Annotated in this window: 12 protein-coding genes; 10 read left to right on the top strand and 2 right to left on the bottom strand. The window is 66.7% G+C overall.

The genetic code is table 11. The features are described 5' to 3' along the window. Positions 1–86: 86 nt before the first annotated feature. Positions 87–1,979 (bottom strand): bifunctional sugar phosphate isomerase/epimerase/4-hydroxyphenylpyruvate dioxygenase family protein, encoded by a 1,893-nt coding sequence (locus VK92_RS13855; RefSeq protein ID WP_021159312.1) that lies wholly within the window; start codon positions 1,977–1,979, stop codon positions 87–89. Between the two features lie 257 nt (positions 1,980–2,236). On the opposite strand from VK92_RS13855, the gene aroQ reads away from it, so the two are divergent. From aroQ to VK92_RS13840, 3 genes are read left to right on the top strand one after another with little or no spacing between them, the layout of a single operon-like run. Continuing rightward, complete coding sequence (gene aroQ / locus VK92_RS13850; protein WP_021159313.1) at positions 2,237–2,692, top strand: type II 3-dehydroquinate dehydratase; 456 nt, start codon at positions 2,237–2,239, stop codon at positions 2,690–2,692. After that, positions 2,689–3,543 (top strand): shikimate dehydrogenase, encoded by an 855-nt coding sequence (locus tag VK92_RS13845; RefSeq protein WP_048020812.1) that lies wholly within the window; start codon positions 2,689–2,691, stop codon positions 3,541–3,543. Before aroQ ends, VK92_RS13845 begins: the two co-directional genes overlap by 4 nt. A 42-nt stretch (positions 3,544–3,585) precedes the next feature. Continuing rightward, entirely contained in the window at positions 3,586–4,926 is a 1,341-nt protein-coding gene (locus tag VK92_RS13840; protein WP_048020813.1) for an MFS transporter, read from the top strand. Between the two features lie 88 nt (positions 4,927–5,014). Here VK92_RS13840 and VK92_RS13835 read toward each other — a convergent pair whose 3' ends face one another. Then, on the bottom strand, positions 5,015–6,124 hold the full coding sequence (locus tag VK92_RS13835; RefSeq protein ID WP_048020815.1) for a 2-aminoethylphosphonate--pyruvate transaminase: 1,110 nt from the start codon (positions 6,122–6,124) through the stop codon (positions 5,015–5,017). 259 nt (positions 6,125–6,383) lie between these two features. On the opposite strand from VK92_RS13835, the gene phnS reads away from it, so the two are divergent. From phnS to VK92_RS13800, 7 genes are read left to right on the top strand one after another with little or no spacing between them, the layout of a single operon-like run. Then, positions 6,384–7,472: a 2-aminoethylphosphonate ABC transporter substrate-binding protein gene (gene phnS, locus VK92_RS13830; RefSeq protein WP_048020817.1), complete on the top strand. Its 1,089-nt coding sequence runs from the start codon at positions 6,384–6,386 to the stop codon at positions 7,470–7,472. A 34-nt stretch (positions 7,473–7,506) separates the two neighbouring features. Continuing rightward, positions 7,507–8,610, top strand: a complete 1,104-nt coding sequence (phnT, locus tag VK92_RS13825) for a 2-aminoethylphosphonate ABC transport system ATP-binding subunit PhnT (protein ID WP_048020819.1) — start codon at positions 7,507–7,509, stop codon at positions 8,608–8,610. Continuing rightward, positions 8,588–9,508 (top strand): 2-aminoethylphosphonate ABC transporter permease subunit, encoded by a 921-nt coding sequence (locus VK92_RS13820; protein ID WP_048020822.1) that lies wholly within the window; start codon positions 8,588–8,590, stop codon positions 9,506–9,508. The genes phnT and VK92_RS13820 overlap by 23 nt, the downstream gene beginning before the upstream one ends. Further along, positions 9,498–10,358, top strand: a complete 861-nt coding sequence (gene phnV, locus VK92_RS13815; RefSeq protein WP_048020825.1) for a 2-aminoethylphosphonate ABC transport system, membrane component PhnV — start codon at positions 9,498–9,500, stop codon at positions 10,356–10,358. The genes VK92_RS13820 and phnV overlap by 11 nt, the downstream gene beginning before the upstream one ends. Further along, positions 10,355–11,662 (top strand): phosphonoacetate hydrolase, encoded by a 1,308-nt coding sequence (phnA, locus tag VK92_RS13810; RefSeq protein WP_048020826.1) that lies wholly within the window; start codon positions 10,355–10,357, stop codon positions 11,660–11,662. Before phnV ends, phnA begins: the two co-directional genes overlap by 4 nt. Next, positions 11,659–13,113 (top strand): phosphonoacetaldehyde dehydrogenase, encoded by a 1,455-nt coding sequence (phnY, locus tag VK92_RS13805; RefSeq protein ID WP_021159320.1) that lies wholly within the window; start codon positions 11,659–11,661, stop codon positions 13,111–13,113. The genes phnA and phnY overlap by 4 nt, the downstream gene beginning before the upstream one ends. 4 nt (positions 13,114–13,117) lie before the next feature. Further along, the gene (locus VK92_RS13800; RefSeq protein WP_048020829.1) at positions 13,118–13,669 is read left to right on the top strand and encodes a phosphonate degradation HD-domain oxygenase; all 552 of its coding nucleotides are present in this window, start codon (positions 13,118–13,120) and stop codon (positions 13,667–13,669) included. Positions 13,670–14,177 lie beyond the last annotated feature (508 nt).

The raw sequence follows: 14,177 nt of genomic DNA, 5'->3' as shown, positions 1-14,177 counted from the left end.
GATGGTGCGTGCGGGATGCGGCCCTTTGAGTCAGCCGCGGGGCGCGAATGTGATTCGGCCCCGAAATTCAGGTTCGTCTTTTTCTCTTATTTCCTGTGCTGTGCCTGCGCGGCCAAACGCACGGCCGCGTTTGCCGCCCCATAGCCGTCGTATCCGCCGCGCCGCTCGACGATCTCGAGCGAGAAGCGGTTGTCGACCAGTTCTGTATACGCGTGCAGGAATTCGCCGCCGTGCTCGTCGCGGTCGTACAGCAGGTGATGCGTGCTCAGCGTGTCGATCAACTCGTCCGGCAGCGCGTAGCGTGCGGCGAGATCGTCGTAGTAGTTCGGCGGAATGCGCAGGAACGGAATGCCGTCGGCCGCGAACGCGGCGATCGTCTTCACGATGTCGTCCGTGCGGAACGCGACGTGGTTCAGCCCCGTGCCGTGATAGCGGTCGAGCGATTCGGCGACCGCCGTGTGCCGGTCGACCGACGCGTTCAGCGCGATCCGCACCGAGCCGTCGGCGCTGCGCACCGCGCGGCTGCGCATCAGCCCGTACGGGTCGGGCACGAGCCAGCTGCGCTCGGCCTCGAAGCCGAAGGCCGTCTTGAAGAACAGGATCCACGTATCGAGCGCGTCGGCCGGCAGCGCCAGGCACACGTGATCGATGCCCGTCAGCGGACCGACCTCGCTCGGGCCGTCGATGTCGGTCAGCACGAAGTCCGACTCATACAGCGTCGGCGCGTTCGGCGCTTCGTCGACGAAATACTCGAGGCTGCCGTCCGGTGCCTGCACGCTCGGCAGCACGCGTTCGTTCGGCCCGACGCGGCCGGAGAACGGCGCATAGCCGAAACCGGCCGCGCGTTCGAACGCCACTTTCGCGTCGTCGACGCGGAATGCCGAAGCACACAGCGACAGCCCATGCTGCTGGAAGAACGCATCGGCGAACGAGTCGCGCTCCGCGTTCAGCACGATCGACGCGGCGCCGTGCTGGAACAGCGTCACGTCCTTCGACCGATGCCGGCCCGCGAGCCGGAAGCGCATCCGGCCGAGCCATTCGCCGACGGTTGCCGCGGCCTGTGCGTCGACCGCGAATTCGATGAACTGGAACCCGACGTGCGCGGGCGGCGCCGGCGGCGCGAACAGCGGCTGGCTGGCGGCCGGCGCGCGGCCGTCCCGCGCGAGCCGCTCGCGTGTCAGTTCTTCCAGGTAGAGCAGCGAGCGATGGCCGTCGGCGGCCGTGATCGCGGTCGGCGCCGCGCGGAAGCCGTCGTTGAAGATCTCGAGCGACAGCGGTCCCGTGTAGCCCGATTCGATCACGCGCGCGGTGAAGCGCGCGAGGTCGAAGTCGCCCTGGCCCGGGAACGAGCGGAAATGGCGGCTCCATTCGAGTACGTCCATCGCGAGCTTCGGCGCATCGGCGATCTGCACGAACGCGATCCGGTCGCCGGGGATGTCGGCGATCGCGTCCGGAGAATCGTCGAGCGACAGCGTATGGAAGCTGTCGAGCGCAAGGCCGAGGTGCGGGCTGTTCACGGCATTCACGAGTTGCCACGCATGGCCGTACCGCTTCACGACTCGGCCCCACGCGAGCGCTTCGTACGCGGCGACCACGCCGGCTTGCCGCGCGGCTTCCGCGAGCGCGCCGAGCTGGTCGACGAGCAGCCCGTCGTCGGCGATCGTGTCGGCCGACACGTTGCTGCACACCAGGATGCGGTCGGTGCCGAGCGCATGCATCACGTCGAACTTGCGCTTGATGCGATCGAGGTTGCGGGCGAGCTGGGCTGCGCTCACGCCCTCGAAGTCACGAAACGGCTGGAACAGCACGATGTCGAGGCCGAGATCGGCGGCCATGCGCCGGACGTCGGCCGGCGATCCGTCGAAGTAGACGAGGTCGTTTTCGAAGATTTCGACGCCGTCGAAGCCGGCGGCCTTGATGGCGGCGAGCTTCCCGGCGAGCGTGCCGGACAGTGACACGGTGGCGATCGAGCGCTGCATGGGCGAATCCTGCGGATGAGCGGGGCACGGCGCCGGTCGAATCGACCCTGAATGAACCAGTCGTTGAATTAACGACGAGCACCATATCCCGAATTTACTGGGTAAGTGATGCGTATTGTACAAACTAACTAGGTGGTACAAATTAGCGAAAACCCGAAAAGACATTGCGCTTTCGCAAGCGCACACTAGCGCCAAATCTTGACGTCAGGGGGCGAAGTCGGCTAGCGATGCGCCCCCGTTTTAGGAGCAGAAACACCATGAGCAAGCCCAAGGTGCTGGTGCTGAACGGCCCGAACCTGAATCTGCTGGGGACGCGCGAGCCCCATATCTACGGCGCGGAAACGCTCGCCGACGTCGAGCAGCGCTGCCGAACGGCCGCTGAAGCGCTCGGGCTGGAAATCGACTTCCGCCAGTCGAACGCCGAGCACCAGTTGATCGACTGGCTGCACGCGGCGCGTCACGATACGCACGGCATCGTGATCAACCCGGCTGCCTATACGCATACGTCGGTGGCGCTGGCCGACGCGCTTTCCGCGATCGCGAAGCCGGTGATCGAAGTTCATATCTCGAACGTGCATCGCCGCGAGGCGTTCCGCCACCATTCCTATGTGTCGGCGGTTGCCGAAGCCGTGATCTGCGGCTGCGGCACCGAAGGCTACGTGTTCGCGCTGCAGCGTCTGGCGACGCTGTTCGCGCAGGGAGCCGCGCGATGAGCCGCCCGTCGTTTCTGATCGGCCTGATCGGCCAGGGCATCGGCGGATCGCTGTCGCCGGCGATGCACGAGGAAGAAGGTTTCCGCCAGGGGTTCGGCTATGTCTACCGGCGGATCGACCTCGACGTGCTCGGCGTGACCGTCGACGCACTGCCGCAACTGCTCGATGCCGCGCAGCGGATGGGCTACAACGGCCTGAACATCACGCACCCGTGCAAGCAGCGCGTGATCGAGCACCTCGACGCGCTGTCGGACGATGCGCGTGCGCTCGGCGCGGTGAACACCGTGTTGTTCAAGGACGGCAAGCGGATCGGCCACAACACCGACTGGTCGGGCTTCGCGAAATCGTTCCGCCGCGGGTTGCCCGACGCGTCGCTCGAACGCGTCGTCCAGCTCGGCGCGGGCGGCGCGGGCGCGGCCGTGGCGCACGCCGCGCTGCAGATGGGCGCGGCCGAACTGACGATTTTCGATGTCGACGGCACGCGCGCCGCCGATCTCGCGGCTGAGCTGCAGCAACGCTTCCCTGCGGCACGCGTTGTACAGGGCGGCGATCTCGCGGACGCGATGCGCGCCGCGACGGGCCTGATCCACGCGACGCCGACAGGCATGGCCAAGCATCCGGGCCTGCCGCTGCCGGCCGAGCTGCTCCGCGCGGGCATGTGGGTGGCCGACATCGTGTATTTCCCGCTCGAAACCGAACTGGTCCGCGCCGCGCGCGCGGCCGGCTGCGCGACGCTGCCGGGAGGCGGGATGGCCGTGTACCAGGCCGTCGATGCGTTCGAGATCTTCACCGGACGCACGCCGGACGACGAACGAATGTTCGAACACTTTCAGTCGCTGGTCGCACGCTGACCCTTCTACCGACTAGCTGAAAAAAGAGATCAGGAGACAATCATGCAGCACACCACCCACTCGAACGCCGCGTCGGCGGCGGCCGGCACGGTCCGGCGCACCTCGGCGCGCTACAAGATTCTCGCGCTGCTCGCGATCGGCACGATGATCAACTATCTCGACCGCACCGTGCTGGGGGTGGCTGCACCGCAGCTCACCAAGGAGCTCGGCATCAATGCGGCCGTGATGGGCATCATGTTCTCCGCGTTTTCGTGGACGTACGTCGCGATGCAGGTGCCCGGCGGCCTGTTCCTCGACCGCTTCGGCAGCAAGATCACCTATTACTGGTCGATGACGCTGTGGTCGCTGTGCACGTTCCTGCAGGGCTTCGTGCCGGGCATCGCGACGCTGTTCGCATGCCGGCTCGGGCTCGGCGTGACGGAGGCGCCGTGCTTCCCGACCAACAGCCGGGTCGTCGCGACGTGGTTCCCGCAGAACGAGCGCGCGATGGCGACCGGTACGTATACGGTCGGCGAGTACATCGGCCTCGCGTTCTTCAGCCCGGTGCTGTTCGCGCTGATGGGCGCGTTCGGCTGGCGCTCGCTGTTCTGGGTCGTCGGCGCGATCGGCATCGCGTTCGGCCTGGTCTGGTGGAAGTTCTATCATGAGCCGCGCAACCATCCGGGCGCCAACTCGGAGGAGCTTGCGTATATCGAGGCGGGCGGCGGTCTCGTGCACGGTGCACGCAAGGACGGCGACAAAGGCGCCAAGGGCGCGCAGAAGAAGTTCAGCTGGGCGATGGCCGGCAAGCTGCTGAAGAAGCGCCAGCTCGCGGGCATCTGCCTCGGCCAGTTCGCCGGCAACTCGACGCTGGTGTTCTTCCTGACCTGGTTCCCGACCTACCTCGCCACCGAGCGCCACATGGGCTGGCTGAAGATCGGCTTCTTCGCGGTGATGCCGTTCATCGCCGCATCGGTCGGCGTGATGTTCGGCGGGATCTTCTCCGACTGGCTGCTGCGTCGCGGCAAGTCCGCGAACCTCGCGCGCAAGCTGCCGATCATCGCGGGCCTGCTGCTCGCGTCGACGATCATTCTCGCGAACTACGTGCAGAGCAACGAGGCCGTGATCGCGATCATGTCGGTCGCGTTCTTCGCGCAAGGGATGGCCGCACTCGGCTGGACCCTCGTGTCGGACATCGCGCCGGACGGCCTGCTCGGCGTGACGGGCGGCATCTTCAACTTCGCGGCGAACCTCGCCGGCATCATCACGCCGCTCGTGGTCGGCTTCATCGTCGCGTCGACCGGCTCGTTCGTCGGCGCGCTCGTGTTCATCGGCGTGATCGCGCTGATCGGTGCGCTGTCTTACATCTTCGTCGTCGGCGACATCAAGCGGATCGAGCTGTAAGGATCGCCTCCACGCGCATCCTGTGCGTTCGCCCGGCGGCCGGTAGGCCGCCGGGCTTTTTTGTTGGCGCGACGCGTTGCGTGCACCCTTATGCGTGCTGCACCGCGATACCGAGCGATTCGACCGCCTGCGCGATCGCCGCGACCGCGCGCCGGATATCGTTGGCGTCGATCGCACCGATGCAGCCGACGCGGAACGTCTCGAGCTGCGTGAGCTTGCCCGGATACAGGATGAAGCCGGCATCGCGCACGGCGTCGTAGAAGCGGCGGAAATCGTAGGCCGGATGGTCGGGCGCGTGGAACGTGACGATCACCGGCGCCTGCACGTTCGCATCGAGGAACGGCGCGAAGCCGAGCGCGCGCATCGATTCGACCAGCGTCCGGCAGTTGTCCGCGTAGCGCGCACCGCGCGCCGGCTGCCCGCCTTCGGCAAGATACTGGTCGAGCGCGGCGCGCAGCGCGGCGATCACGTGCGTCGGCGGCGTGAAGCGCCACTGGCCCGTCTTGCGCAGGTATGCGTACTGATCGTGGAGATCGAGCGCGAGCGACGGCGAATTGCCTTCGCCGGCCTCGAGCGCATCGCGCCGCACGATCGTGAACCCCATCCCCGGCACGCCTTCGAGACATTTGCCGCTTGCCGAGATCAGCGCATCGATGCCGCTGCCCGCCAGCGCGATCGGCAGCGCGCCGAACGAGCTCATCGCGTCGACGATCAGCCGCTTGCCGTGGCGTCGGCACACGGCGGCGATGTCGTCGAGCGGGTTCAGGATGCCGGCGCTCGTCTCCAGATGCACCTGCGCGACGTGCGTGATGCGCGGCTCGCGCGCGAACGCGGCCTCGATCGCGGCCGGATCGACGGCCGCATCCTCGCCGAACGGCAAAGCGATCGCTTCGATTCCGAGCCGGCCCAGGATCTTCAGGATGCGCGCGCAATACGCGCCGTTGTCGGGCACCAGCACGACGCCGTCGCGCGGCACCAGCGTACCGAGCGCGGCTTCGACCGAGAACGTGCCGCTGCCCTGCATCGGTACGCACACGTACTCGTCGCCGCCATGCGCAATGGCGACGAGGTCCGCGCAGACGCTGGCCGTCAGTTGATTGAAAGCGGCATCCCACGAGCCCCAGTCATGTTGCATTGCGTGGCGGGTTGTGGCGGACGTGGTGAGCGGGCCGGGCGTAAGAAGAATCGGATCGGACATGGTTTTTCCTTGCAAAGGTCGGAAAGAAACGCCGGGCGGCATTTCTGAATGACTTGCATGATATTGGCAAAATGTGTCATTTTTTGGAAATTGTGGCATTCGTCACGGGTTTGTCATCGAACGCTGTGATCCTTCGCTTGCCGCGAGAAACCCGACCTCGGCGCGGCGGCGAGGCAGGCCGTTGATCGGCCTGCCCGGAGATAACAGGAGAGCCGGATCGTGCCCCGGCCATTTGGTGTTCCGCCTACGGAGAAGTGAGATGACACTGCAGAATTCCTCGCGCGCCGCTGCCGGCGCGTTCCGCAAGCTGGCGCTGGCCGCCACCGTCGCCGGTCTGCTGGGCGCCGCGTTGCCCGTGCATGCGGCGAGCGCGGTCGTGCTGTACACGGCGGACGGTCTCGAGAACCTCTATCGCGATGTGCTGCCGGCGTTCGAGAAGAAGGAAGGCGTCAAGGTCAACATCGTGACGGCGGGCAGCGGCGAAGTCGTCAACCGCGCGAACATCGAGAAGAATTCCCCGAAGGCCGACGTGATCGTCACGCTGCCGCCTTTCATTCAGCAAGCCGGCCAGATGGGCCTGCTGCAGGCGTACCAGAGCGTGAACTACAAGAACGTGCCGGCGATCGCGAAGGCGGAAGACGGCACGTGGGCGACGTTCGTGAACAACTACTTCTCGTTCGCGATCAACCCGGACGTCGTGAAGAACCAGCCGAAGACGTTCGCCGACCTGCTGTCGCCGGCCTATGCCGGCAAGGTCGCGTACTCGAACCCGGCCACGGCCGGCGACGGGATGGCCGTGCTGATCCTGACGACGTCGCTGATGGGCGAGGACAAGGCGTTCGACTACCTCGCGAAGCTGTCGCAGAGCGTGAAGTTCCACACGAAGGGCACGGGCTACCTGAACGTGCTGCTGTCGCGTAACGAGATCAGCGTCGCGAACGGCGACCTGCAGATGGACCTCGACGATGCCGAACACGGCGCGCTGTCCGTCAAGCCGATCTTCCTGGCCGCGAAGGACGGCGACCAGCCGACCACGTTCCAGCTCCCGTACGGCATCGGCCTGATCAAGAGCGGCCCGAACCAGGACGCCGGCAAGAAGCTGATCGACTACCTGATGTCGACGGAAGTGCAGTCGAAGGTGCCGGACATGTACGGCATCCCGGGCCGCACGGACGTGCCGCTGGCCGGCAAGAACGGCGAAGCGGTCAAGAAGGCGATCGCGGGCGTGAAGCTGATCCCGGTCGACTGGACCCAGGTGATGGCGAAGAAGCCGGTGTGGATCGAGCGCTGGAAGAAGGACGTGATCGGCAGCTCGGGCAAGCAGCTCGACGTCGTCAAGCCGAAGTGATCGGCGCACGCCGCCTGTATTCGTGAGCAAGAGGATGAACCCGGTGGACACCACCCTGACCCATCCCGGCGCATTCGGCGCCGCCGAACCGCGAGCAACGCTGCGGTCCGGCGCGCCGGGCGGCGTGCAGATCGAACACCTGAGCGTGCGCTACGGCGCACGCACGGTGCTGGAAGATCTGTCGCTGTCGATCGGTGCCGGTGAATTTCTGACCGTGCTCGGCAAGAGCGGCTGCGGCAAGACCACGCTGCTGCGCTTCATCGCCGGGTTCGTGAAGGCCGACGGCCTGACCGGCACGCTGACCGTTGCCGGACGCGACCTGACCTACGCGCCGCCGCACAAGCGCAATCTCGGTCTGCTGTTCCAGAATTACGCGCTGTTCCCGCACCTGTCGGTGTTCGAGAACGTCGCATTCGGGCTGCGCGCGCGCGGCATGGCGTCGTCGGAAGTGACGCGCCGTGTCGCCGATGCGCTGAAGCTCGTGCAGCTCGGCGATGCGGGCCATCACCTGCCCGCGCAGTTGTCGGGCGGAATGCAGCAGCGCGTCGCGCTGGCGCGCGCGCTCGTGATCGAGCCGGACGTGCTGCTGCTCGACGAGCCGCTGTCGGCGCTCGACGCCAACCTGCGCGCGTCGGTGCGCAGCGAACTGAAGGCGCTGCACGAGCGCCTGCCGAACCTGACCGTCGTCTGCGTGACCCATGACCGCGACGACGCGCTCGTGCTGTCCGACCGCGCGCTGCTGATGCGCGATGGCCACATCGCGCAGCTCGGCACGCCGCAGCAGCTGTACGACGCGCCGCGGGACGGCTACGTCGCGCGTTATCTCGGCCCGGCGAACCTGCTGCCGCCGCACGTGATCTTCCCGCTCGGCGATCCGCGCCATGAAGTGCGTGGCAAGGTGGCGTGCGTGCGCCCCGAGCGCCTGACCGTGATGCCGCCCGCCGCGGGCGGGCTGCACGGCACGGTGTCGTCCGTCGAATGGCAGGGCGCGGACCTGTCGATCGCGGTCACGATCGATGCGGCGCCCGACGAGCCCGTGCGCGTCACGATGCAACGCGGCCGCGGCGCGGCTCCCGAGCGCGGTGCGCGCGTTTCCCTGCATTGCGAGGCAGACGATGTCGTCCTTATCGAGCCCTGAAGCCGGCCTGCCGCCGCACGTGCTCGCGTCGGCCGCCGCGCACGCCGCCGCCGCGCGGCGCCGCAAGCGCATGGGTGACCTGCACCTGGCCGTGCTCGCGATCGTCGTGCTGGGCCCGCTCGTCGTCTACCCGCTGGTGCGGCTCGTGCTGCTGAGCGTGTCGGGCGACCACGGGCTGAGTTTCGCCGCGTACCGGACGTTCTTCGGCAACCCCGACACCCGCAACGTGCTGCTGACTACGCTCGGCGTGCTGTTCGCGAGCGCCGGCACCGCGTCGGTGCTCGGTGTGCTGCTGGCCGCACTGCTGTTCTTCAAGCCGTTTCCGGGCGCGTCGCTCGTCACGCGCTTCCTGGAGCTGTACGTCGCGTTTCCGTCGTTCCTCGTCGCGTTCACGCTGATCTTCCTGTACGGCTCGCAGGGCTCGATCAGCATCGCGCTGCAGCACCTGTTTCATCTCGAAAATGCGCCGCTCGATTTCCTGTTCGGCATCGGCGGCGTGATTCTCGCGCAGACCGTGTTCTACACGCCGTTCGTCGTGCGGCCGACGCTCGCATCGTTCGCGACGCTCGATTTGCGGCTGATCGAAGCCGCGCGCAGCCTTGGCGCGTCCGGCTGGATGCTCGCCCGCCGCGTCGTGCTGCCCATCGCGTGGCCGGGCATCGCCGCCGGCACCGTGCTGTGCTTCCTGCTGACGCTGAACGAATTCGGGATTCTGCTCGTGCTCGGCAGCGCGCGGCTCGTCACGCTGCCGGTCGCGATCTACAGCAGCGCGACCGTCGACCTCGACCTGCCGACCGCGTCGGCCGGCGCGGTGGTGATGCTCGCGCTGTCGCTGGCGCTGTATGCGGTTTATCGCCGGGTGAACCGGCGCGCGACGGGAGGGAACGATGTCCGCTGAATTCCGTATCGGGCAGAGCGTGCCGCGCCACCAGATCGGCTGGGGCGACACGGTGCTCAAGCATGCATCGCGCGCGGCGCTCGCGCTGGCCGCGTTCGCGTGCTTCTGGCTGTTCGTGTTGCCGGTCATCGTCGTCGCGCTGTCGAGCGTGTCGACGCAGTGGTCGGGCACGATCTTGCCGGCCGGTTACAGCCTGCGCTGGTTCGAGCGGCTCGGGTCGCCGGAATACGACGCGCTGCTGACGAGCCTCGAAATCGGTTTCGGCGTGTCGGCGGTCGGCACGGTCCTCGGGCTGTGGCTCGCGCTGGCGCTCGAAGGGCGCGACCGGCGCGGCCTCGGCGCGGTGGTCGATGCCCTCGTGATGGTGCCGAACGGCGTGCCGAGCGTCGTGCTCGGGCTCGCGGTGCTGATCGCGTATCACCAGAAACCGGTCGACCTGTCGAGCTCGGCGGCGATCGTCGTGCTCGTGCAGCTCGCGCTGATCTTGCCGTTCTGCTATCGCTGCGCGGCCGCGGCGCTGCGTCCGGAGCTGACCGTGCTGCGCGAAGCGGCGGCGAGCCTCGGCGCGCCGCCCGCGATGGTGCTGCGCCGCGTGCTGCTGCCGCAGCTGGTGCCGGCGCTGCGCGCGAGCCTCGCACTCGGCTTCGCGCTGTCGCTCGGCGAGCTCGGTGCGACGCTGACGGTTTATCCGCCCGGCTTCGCGACCGTGCCGATCGTCGTGATCGGCCAGGTGGAGCGGGGGTATTACCTTCCGGCGTCGGCGCTGTCGCTGCTGATGCTGGGCGCGTCGCTCGCGGCGCTGCTGCTGATCGCCGCGCGCGTGCCGCGCGGCAAGCGGGTGGCATCATGAACGCCGCGTTCGCATTGCGCCAACCTGGCGACGCGTCGGCGGCCGGTATCCCGACGGCGCTTGCGGGTCGCTCGGTCGACGTCAACGGCCGGCACTACCGGCTGCCGGTCGAGCCGACCGTCGTCGTCTGCGTCGACGGCTGCGAGTACGACTATCTCGAACGGGCGGTGGAAGCGGGTGTCGCGCCGTTCATCGGCCGAATGATCGCGGAAGGTACGGCCTGGCGCGCCGATTGCGTCGTGCCGACCTTCACCAACCCGAACAACCTGTCGATCGTCTGCGGCGTGCCGCCGTCGGTTCACGGAATCTGCGGCAACTATTTCTGGGACCCGGCCGCCGACGGCGGGCGTGGCGCCGAAGTCATGATGAACGACCCGGCCTACCTGCGGGCCGGCACGTTGCTCGCGGCGGCGTCGGACGCCGGTGCGCGGGTGGCCGTCGTGACGGCGAAGGACAAGCTGCGCCGGCTGCTCGGCTGGCAGATGAACGGCATCTGCTTTTCGGCCGAGAAGGCCGCGCAGGCGAATCTCGCCGAAAACGGGATCGTCGACGTGCTCGACTGGGTCGGCCTGCCGTCGCCGGACGTCTACAGTGCGGCGCTGTCCGAATTCGTGTTCGCGGCCGGCGTGCGGCTTGCGCAGACGCGCCAGGTCGACCTGATGTACCTGTCGACCACCGATTACGTGCAGCACAAGTGCGCGCCGGGCAGTGCCGGCGCGAACGTGTTCTACGCGATGATGGACGGTTATCTCGCGCAGCTCGACGCGCTCGGCTGGGCGATCGGGCTGACGGCCGACCACGGGATGAACGCGAAGCACGATCCCGCGACGGGCCGGCCGAACGTCATCTATCTGCAGGATGCCTTCGACGGGTGGTACGGCGCGCAGGCTGCGCGCGTGATCCTGCCGATCACGGATCCGTACGTCGTGCACCACGGCGCGCTCGGCTCGTTTGCCACGGTCTATCTGGCGCCGGGTGTCGACCGGGCCGAGGCGATGTGGCGCGTCGGCGGCCTCGACGGCGTCGAGCTCGTGGTCGACAACGCAGAAGCCGCGGCACGTTTCGAGCTGCCGGCCGACCGGATCGGCGATCTCGTCGTGATCGGCCGCCGCGACATGACGCTCGGCACGCGCGAGCGCGAACACGATCTGTCGGGCCTCACGGTGCCGCTGCGTTCGCATGGCGGCGTGTCGGAGCAGGAAGTACCGCTGCTGTTCAATCGCCGTATCGAGCCGGTCGATCCTGCGCGTCGCCCGCGCAATTTCGACGTGTTCGATTTCGTGCTGAACCGGGTCGCGACATGATGGCTCACCCCCGACACGATCACCCGGCGTTTCGCGCGGAGGCGCTGCGCTGGTGCGGCACGCGCGCGACGCGCGAACGCACGCTCGACGTCATGGACCCTTACACGGGCACGCGCGTCGGTACGGTGCCGCTCGCGAGCGTCGACGACGTGCGCGCGGCATTCGACTACGCGATGGCGTACCGGCCGACGCTCACGCGTTACGAGCGTTCGGAGATCCTCGAACGCGCGGCTGCGCTTTTGCGCGAGCGTACCGAGGAAGCGTCCGACCTGATCACGCTCGAGTCGGGGCTGTCGAAACAGGACTCCCGCTACGAGATCGGCCGTGTGGCCGACGTGTTGAAGTTCGCGGCGGTCGAGGCGCTGCGCGACGATGCGCAGAGTTTCTCGTGTGACCTGACGCCTCATGGCAAGGCCCGCCGCGTGTTTTCGCAGCGGCAGCCGCTCGATGGCGTGATCGTCGCGATCACGCCGTTCAATCATCCGATGAACCAGGTGGCGCACAAGATCGCGCCGGCGATCGCGACCAACAACCGCGTGATCGTGAAGCCGTCGGAGAAGGTGCCGCTGTCGGCGCTCTATCTGGCCGACCTGCTGGTTGAAGCCGGTCTGCCGGAGCCGATGCTGCAGGTGCTGACCGGCGATCCGCGCGAGATCGCGGACGAGCTTGTCACGCACCCGCATGCGTCGCTGATCACCTTCACGGGCGGCGTGGCGATCGGCAAGGCGATTGCCGCGCGGGCCGGCTACCGCCGCATCGTGCTGGAACTGGGTGGCAACGATCCGTTGATCGTCCTCGACGATGCCGATCTCGAACGCGCGGCGTCGCTGGCGGTGCTCGGGTCGTACCGGAATTCGGGCCAGCGCTGTACGGCCGTCAAGCGGATGCTGGTGCAGCGCTCGATCGCGCCCGCCTTCACCGAATTGCTCGTCGAGAAGACGCGCGCATGGAAGTACGGCGATCCGTTCGATCCGGCGAACGAAATGGGCACGGTGATCGACGAGGACGCGGCGCGGCTGTTCGAGGCGCGGGTCGGGGAGGCGGTCGCGCAGGGCGCGCGGTTGTTGACGGGCAACGTGCGGCGCGGCGCGCTGTATGCGCCGACCGTGCTCGACAACGTCGATCCGTCGATGACGATCGTGCGCGAGGAGACCTTCGGCCCGGTATCGCCGGTGATTGCGTTCGACACGATCGACGACGCGATCCGGATCAGCAACGGGACGGCGTTCGGGCTGTCGTCGGGTGTCTGTACGGACAGCACGGCGGCGGTGGTGCGGTTCGTGAACGAGCTGAACGTCGGCACGGTGAATGTATGGGAAGTGCCCGGATACAGGATCGAGCTGTCGCCGTTCGGCGGGATCAAGGACTCGGGGCTCGGATACAAGGAAGGCGTTCAGGAGGCGATGAAGAGCTTCACGAACCTGAAGACGTTTTCGCTGCCTTGGGAGTGAATGAATGGCATTGACGGTGGAAGATATCCACGGGCTGTATCGCGAGCATGGTCATGTGGCCTATAGCGGTGAACCGGTCACGCAGCTCGAGCATGCATTGCAGAGCGGATTGCTGGCGGAAGAGGCGGGGGCTGATGAAGCGCTGGTTGCGGCGGCGTTCCTGCACGATCTCGGGCACCTGCTGAATCGCCAGGGCGAGACGCCGAGTGCGCGCGGGATCGACGATCTGCACCAGTATTACGTGCTGCCGTTCCTGCGTCCGCTGTTTTCCGACGCGGTGCTGGAGCCGATCCGGCTGCACGTCGACGCAAAGCGCTGCCTGTGCTGCACGGACGCCGGCTACTTCGAGAGCCTGTCGCCGGACTCGGTGCGCAGTCTCGCGCTGCAGGGCGGCATCTTCAGTGAAGAGGAGACGGCGGCGTTCCTGCAGCGCCCGTTCGCGGAGGATGCGCTGCGTCTGCGCCGCTGGGACGATACGGCAAAGGAAGAGGGCAAGGTGACGCCTGATCTCGATCACTATATGGAGATCGTCGCGCGCCAGGCGCGCGCTGGCTGACCGGTTGAGTTGCTTCTATATAAGACCCCGCACGCGACAGCGTGCGGGGTCTTATATTTTTTGAGAAACCCCTTGCGCAGTTCGAAGAGGGTGCTTAGAATCACGCCTCTTTCGCGCTAACGGAAACGCGGCGCGGAAGGGGAAGCGGAGCTGGTGGTGTGCTGCAGTCTTGGGCGCGCGGCTGGTGAAGAAAGTTGAACCCCGCAGTCGCAACGATGTAGTGTAAAAAGTTGTTGACGAGCTGCGAAACACGGTTCATAATCTCGCTTCTCTGCTGCTGAAAACGCAGCGCTGCTGAGAAACACGAAGTTCCTCGCAGATTGCTCTTTAAAAATTAACAGCCGATAAGTGTGGGCGCTTGATGGAAGCGAGCTGATCTTCGGATCAGATAGCAAAAGTATCAAGAGTCTCACACTAAAGTAAGTCAGGTTTATGAAGCAATTCATATTCCTGTCAGCTTTGAGTGAGCGACCGGTTCTTAACCGAACCGAAAACAGTAACAGGTTTA

Origin of the sequence: Burkholderia sp. LK4, assembly GCF_001043615.1 — a bacterium.
Lineage (GTDB): Bacteria > Pseudomonadota > Gammaproteobacteria > Burkholderiales > Burkholderiaceae > Burkholderia > Burkholderia cepacia.
Note: the sequence above shows the minus strand (reverse complement) of the source record. Positions and strands in the feature narration are given on the sequence as shown.

Excerpts from the sequence above, each read along its gene's own strand:
- phnA (WP_048020826.1), top strand. The coding sequence starts at position 10,355 with ATGAACGCCGCGTTCGCATTGCGCCAACCTGGCGACGCGTCGGCGGCC.
- phnS (WP_048020817.1), top strand. The coding sequence starts at position 6,384 with ATGACACTGCAGAATTCCTCGCGCGCCGCTGCCGGCGCGTTCCGCAAG.
- VK92_RS13855 (WP_021159312.1), bottom strand. The coding sequence starts at position 1,979 with ATGCAGCGCTCGATCGCCACCGTGTCACTGTCCGGCACGCTCGCCGGG.
- VK92_RS13820 (WP_048020822.1), top strand. The coding sequence starts at position 8,588 with ATGTCGTCCTTATCGAGCCCTGAAGCCGGCCTGCCGCCGCACGTGCTC.
- aroQ (WP_021159313.1), top strand. The coding sequence starts at position 2,237 with ATGAGCAAGCCCAAGGTGCTGGTGCTGAACGGCCCGAACCTGAATCTG.
- VK92_RS13840 (WP_048020813.1), top strand. The coding sequence starts at position 3,586 with ATGCAGCACACCACCCACTCGAACGCCGCGTCGGCGGCGGCCGGCACG.
- VK92_RS13835 (WP_048020815.1), bottom strand. The coding sequence starts at position 6,124 with ATGTCCGATCCGATTCTTCTTACGCCCGGCCCGCTCACCACGTCCGCC.
- phnT (WP_048020819.1), top strand. The coding sequence starts at position 7,507 with ATGAACCCGGTGGACACCACCCTGACCCATCCCGGCGCATTCGGCGCC.
- phnV (WP_048020825.1), top strand. The coding sequence starts at position 9,498 with ATGTCCGCTGAATTCCGTATCGGGCAGAGCGTGCCGCGCCACCAGATC.
- VK92_RS13800 (WP_048020829.1), top strand. The coding sequence starts at position 13,118 with ATGGCATTGACGGTGGAAGATATCCACGGGCTGTATCGCGAGCATGGT.
- phnY (WP_021159320.1), top strand. The coding sequence starts at position 11,659 with ATGATGGCTCACCCCCGACACGATCACCCGGCGTTTCGCGCGGAGGCG.
- VK92_RS13845 (WP_048020812.1), top strand. The coding sequence starts at position 2,689 with ATGAGCCGCCCGTCGTTTCTGATCGGCCTGATCGGCCAGGGCATCGGC.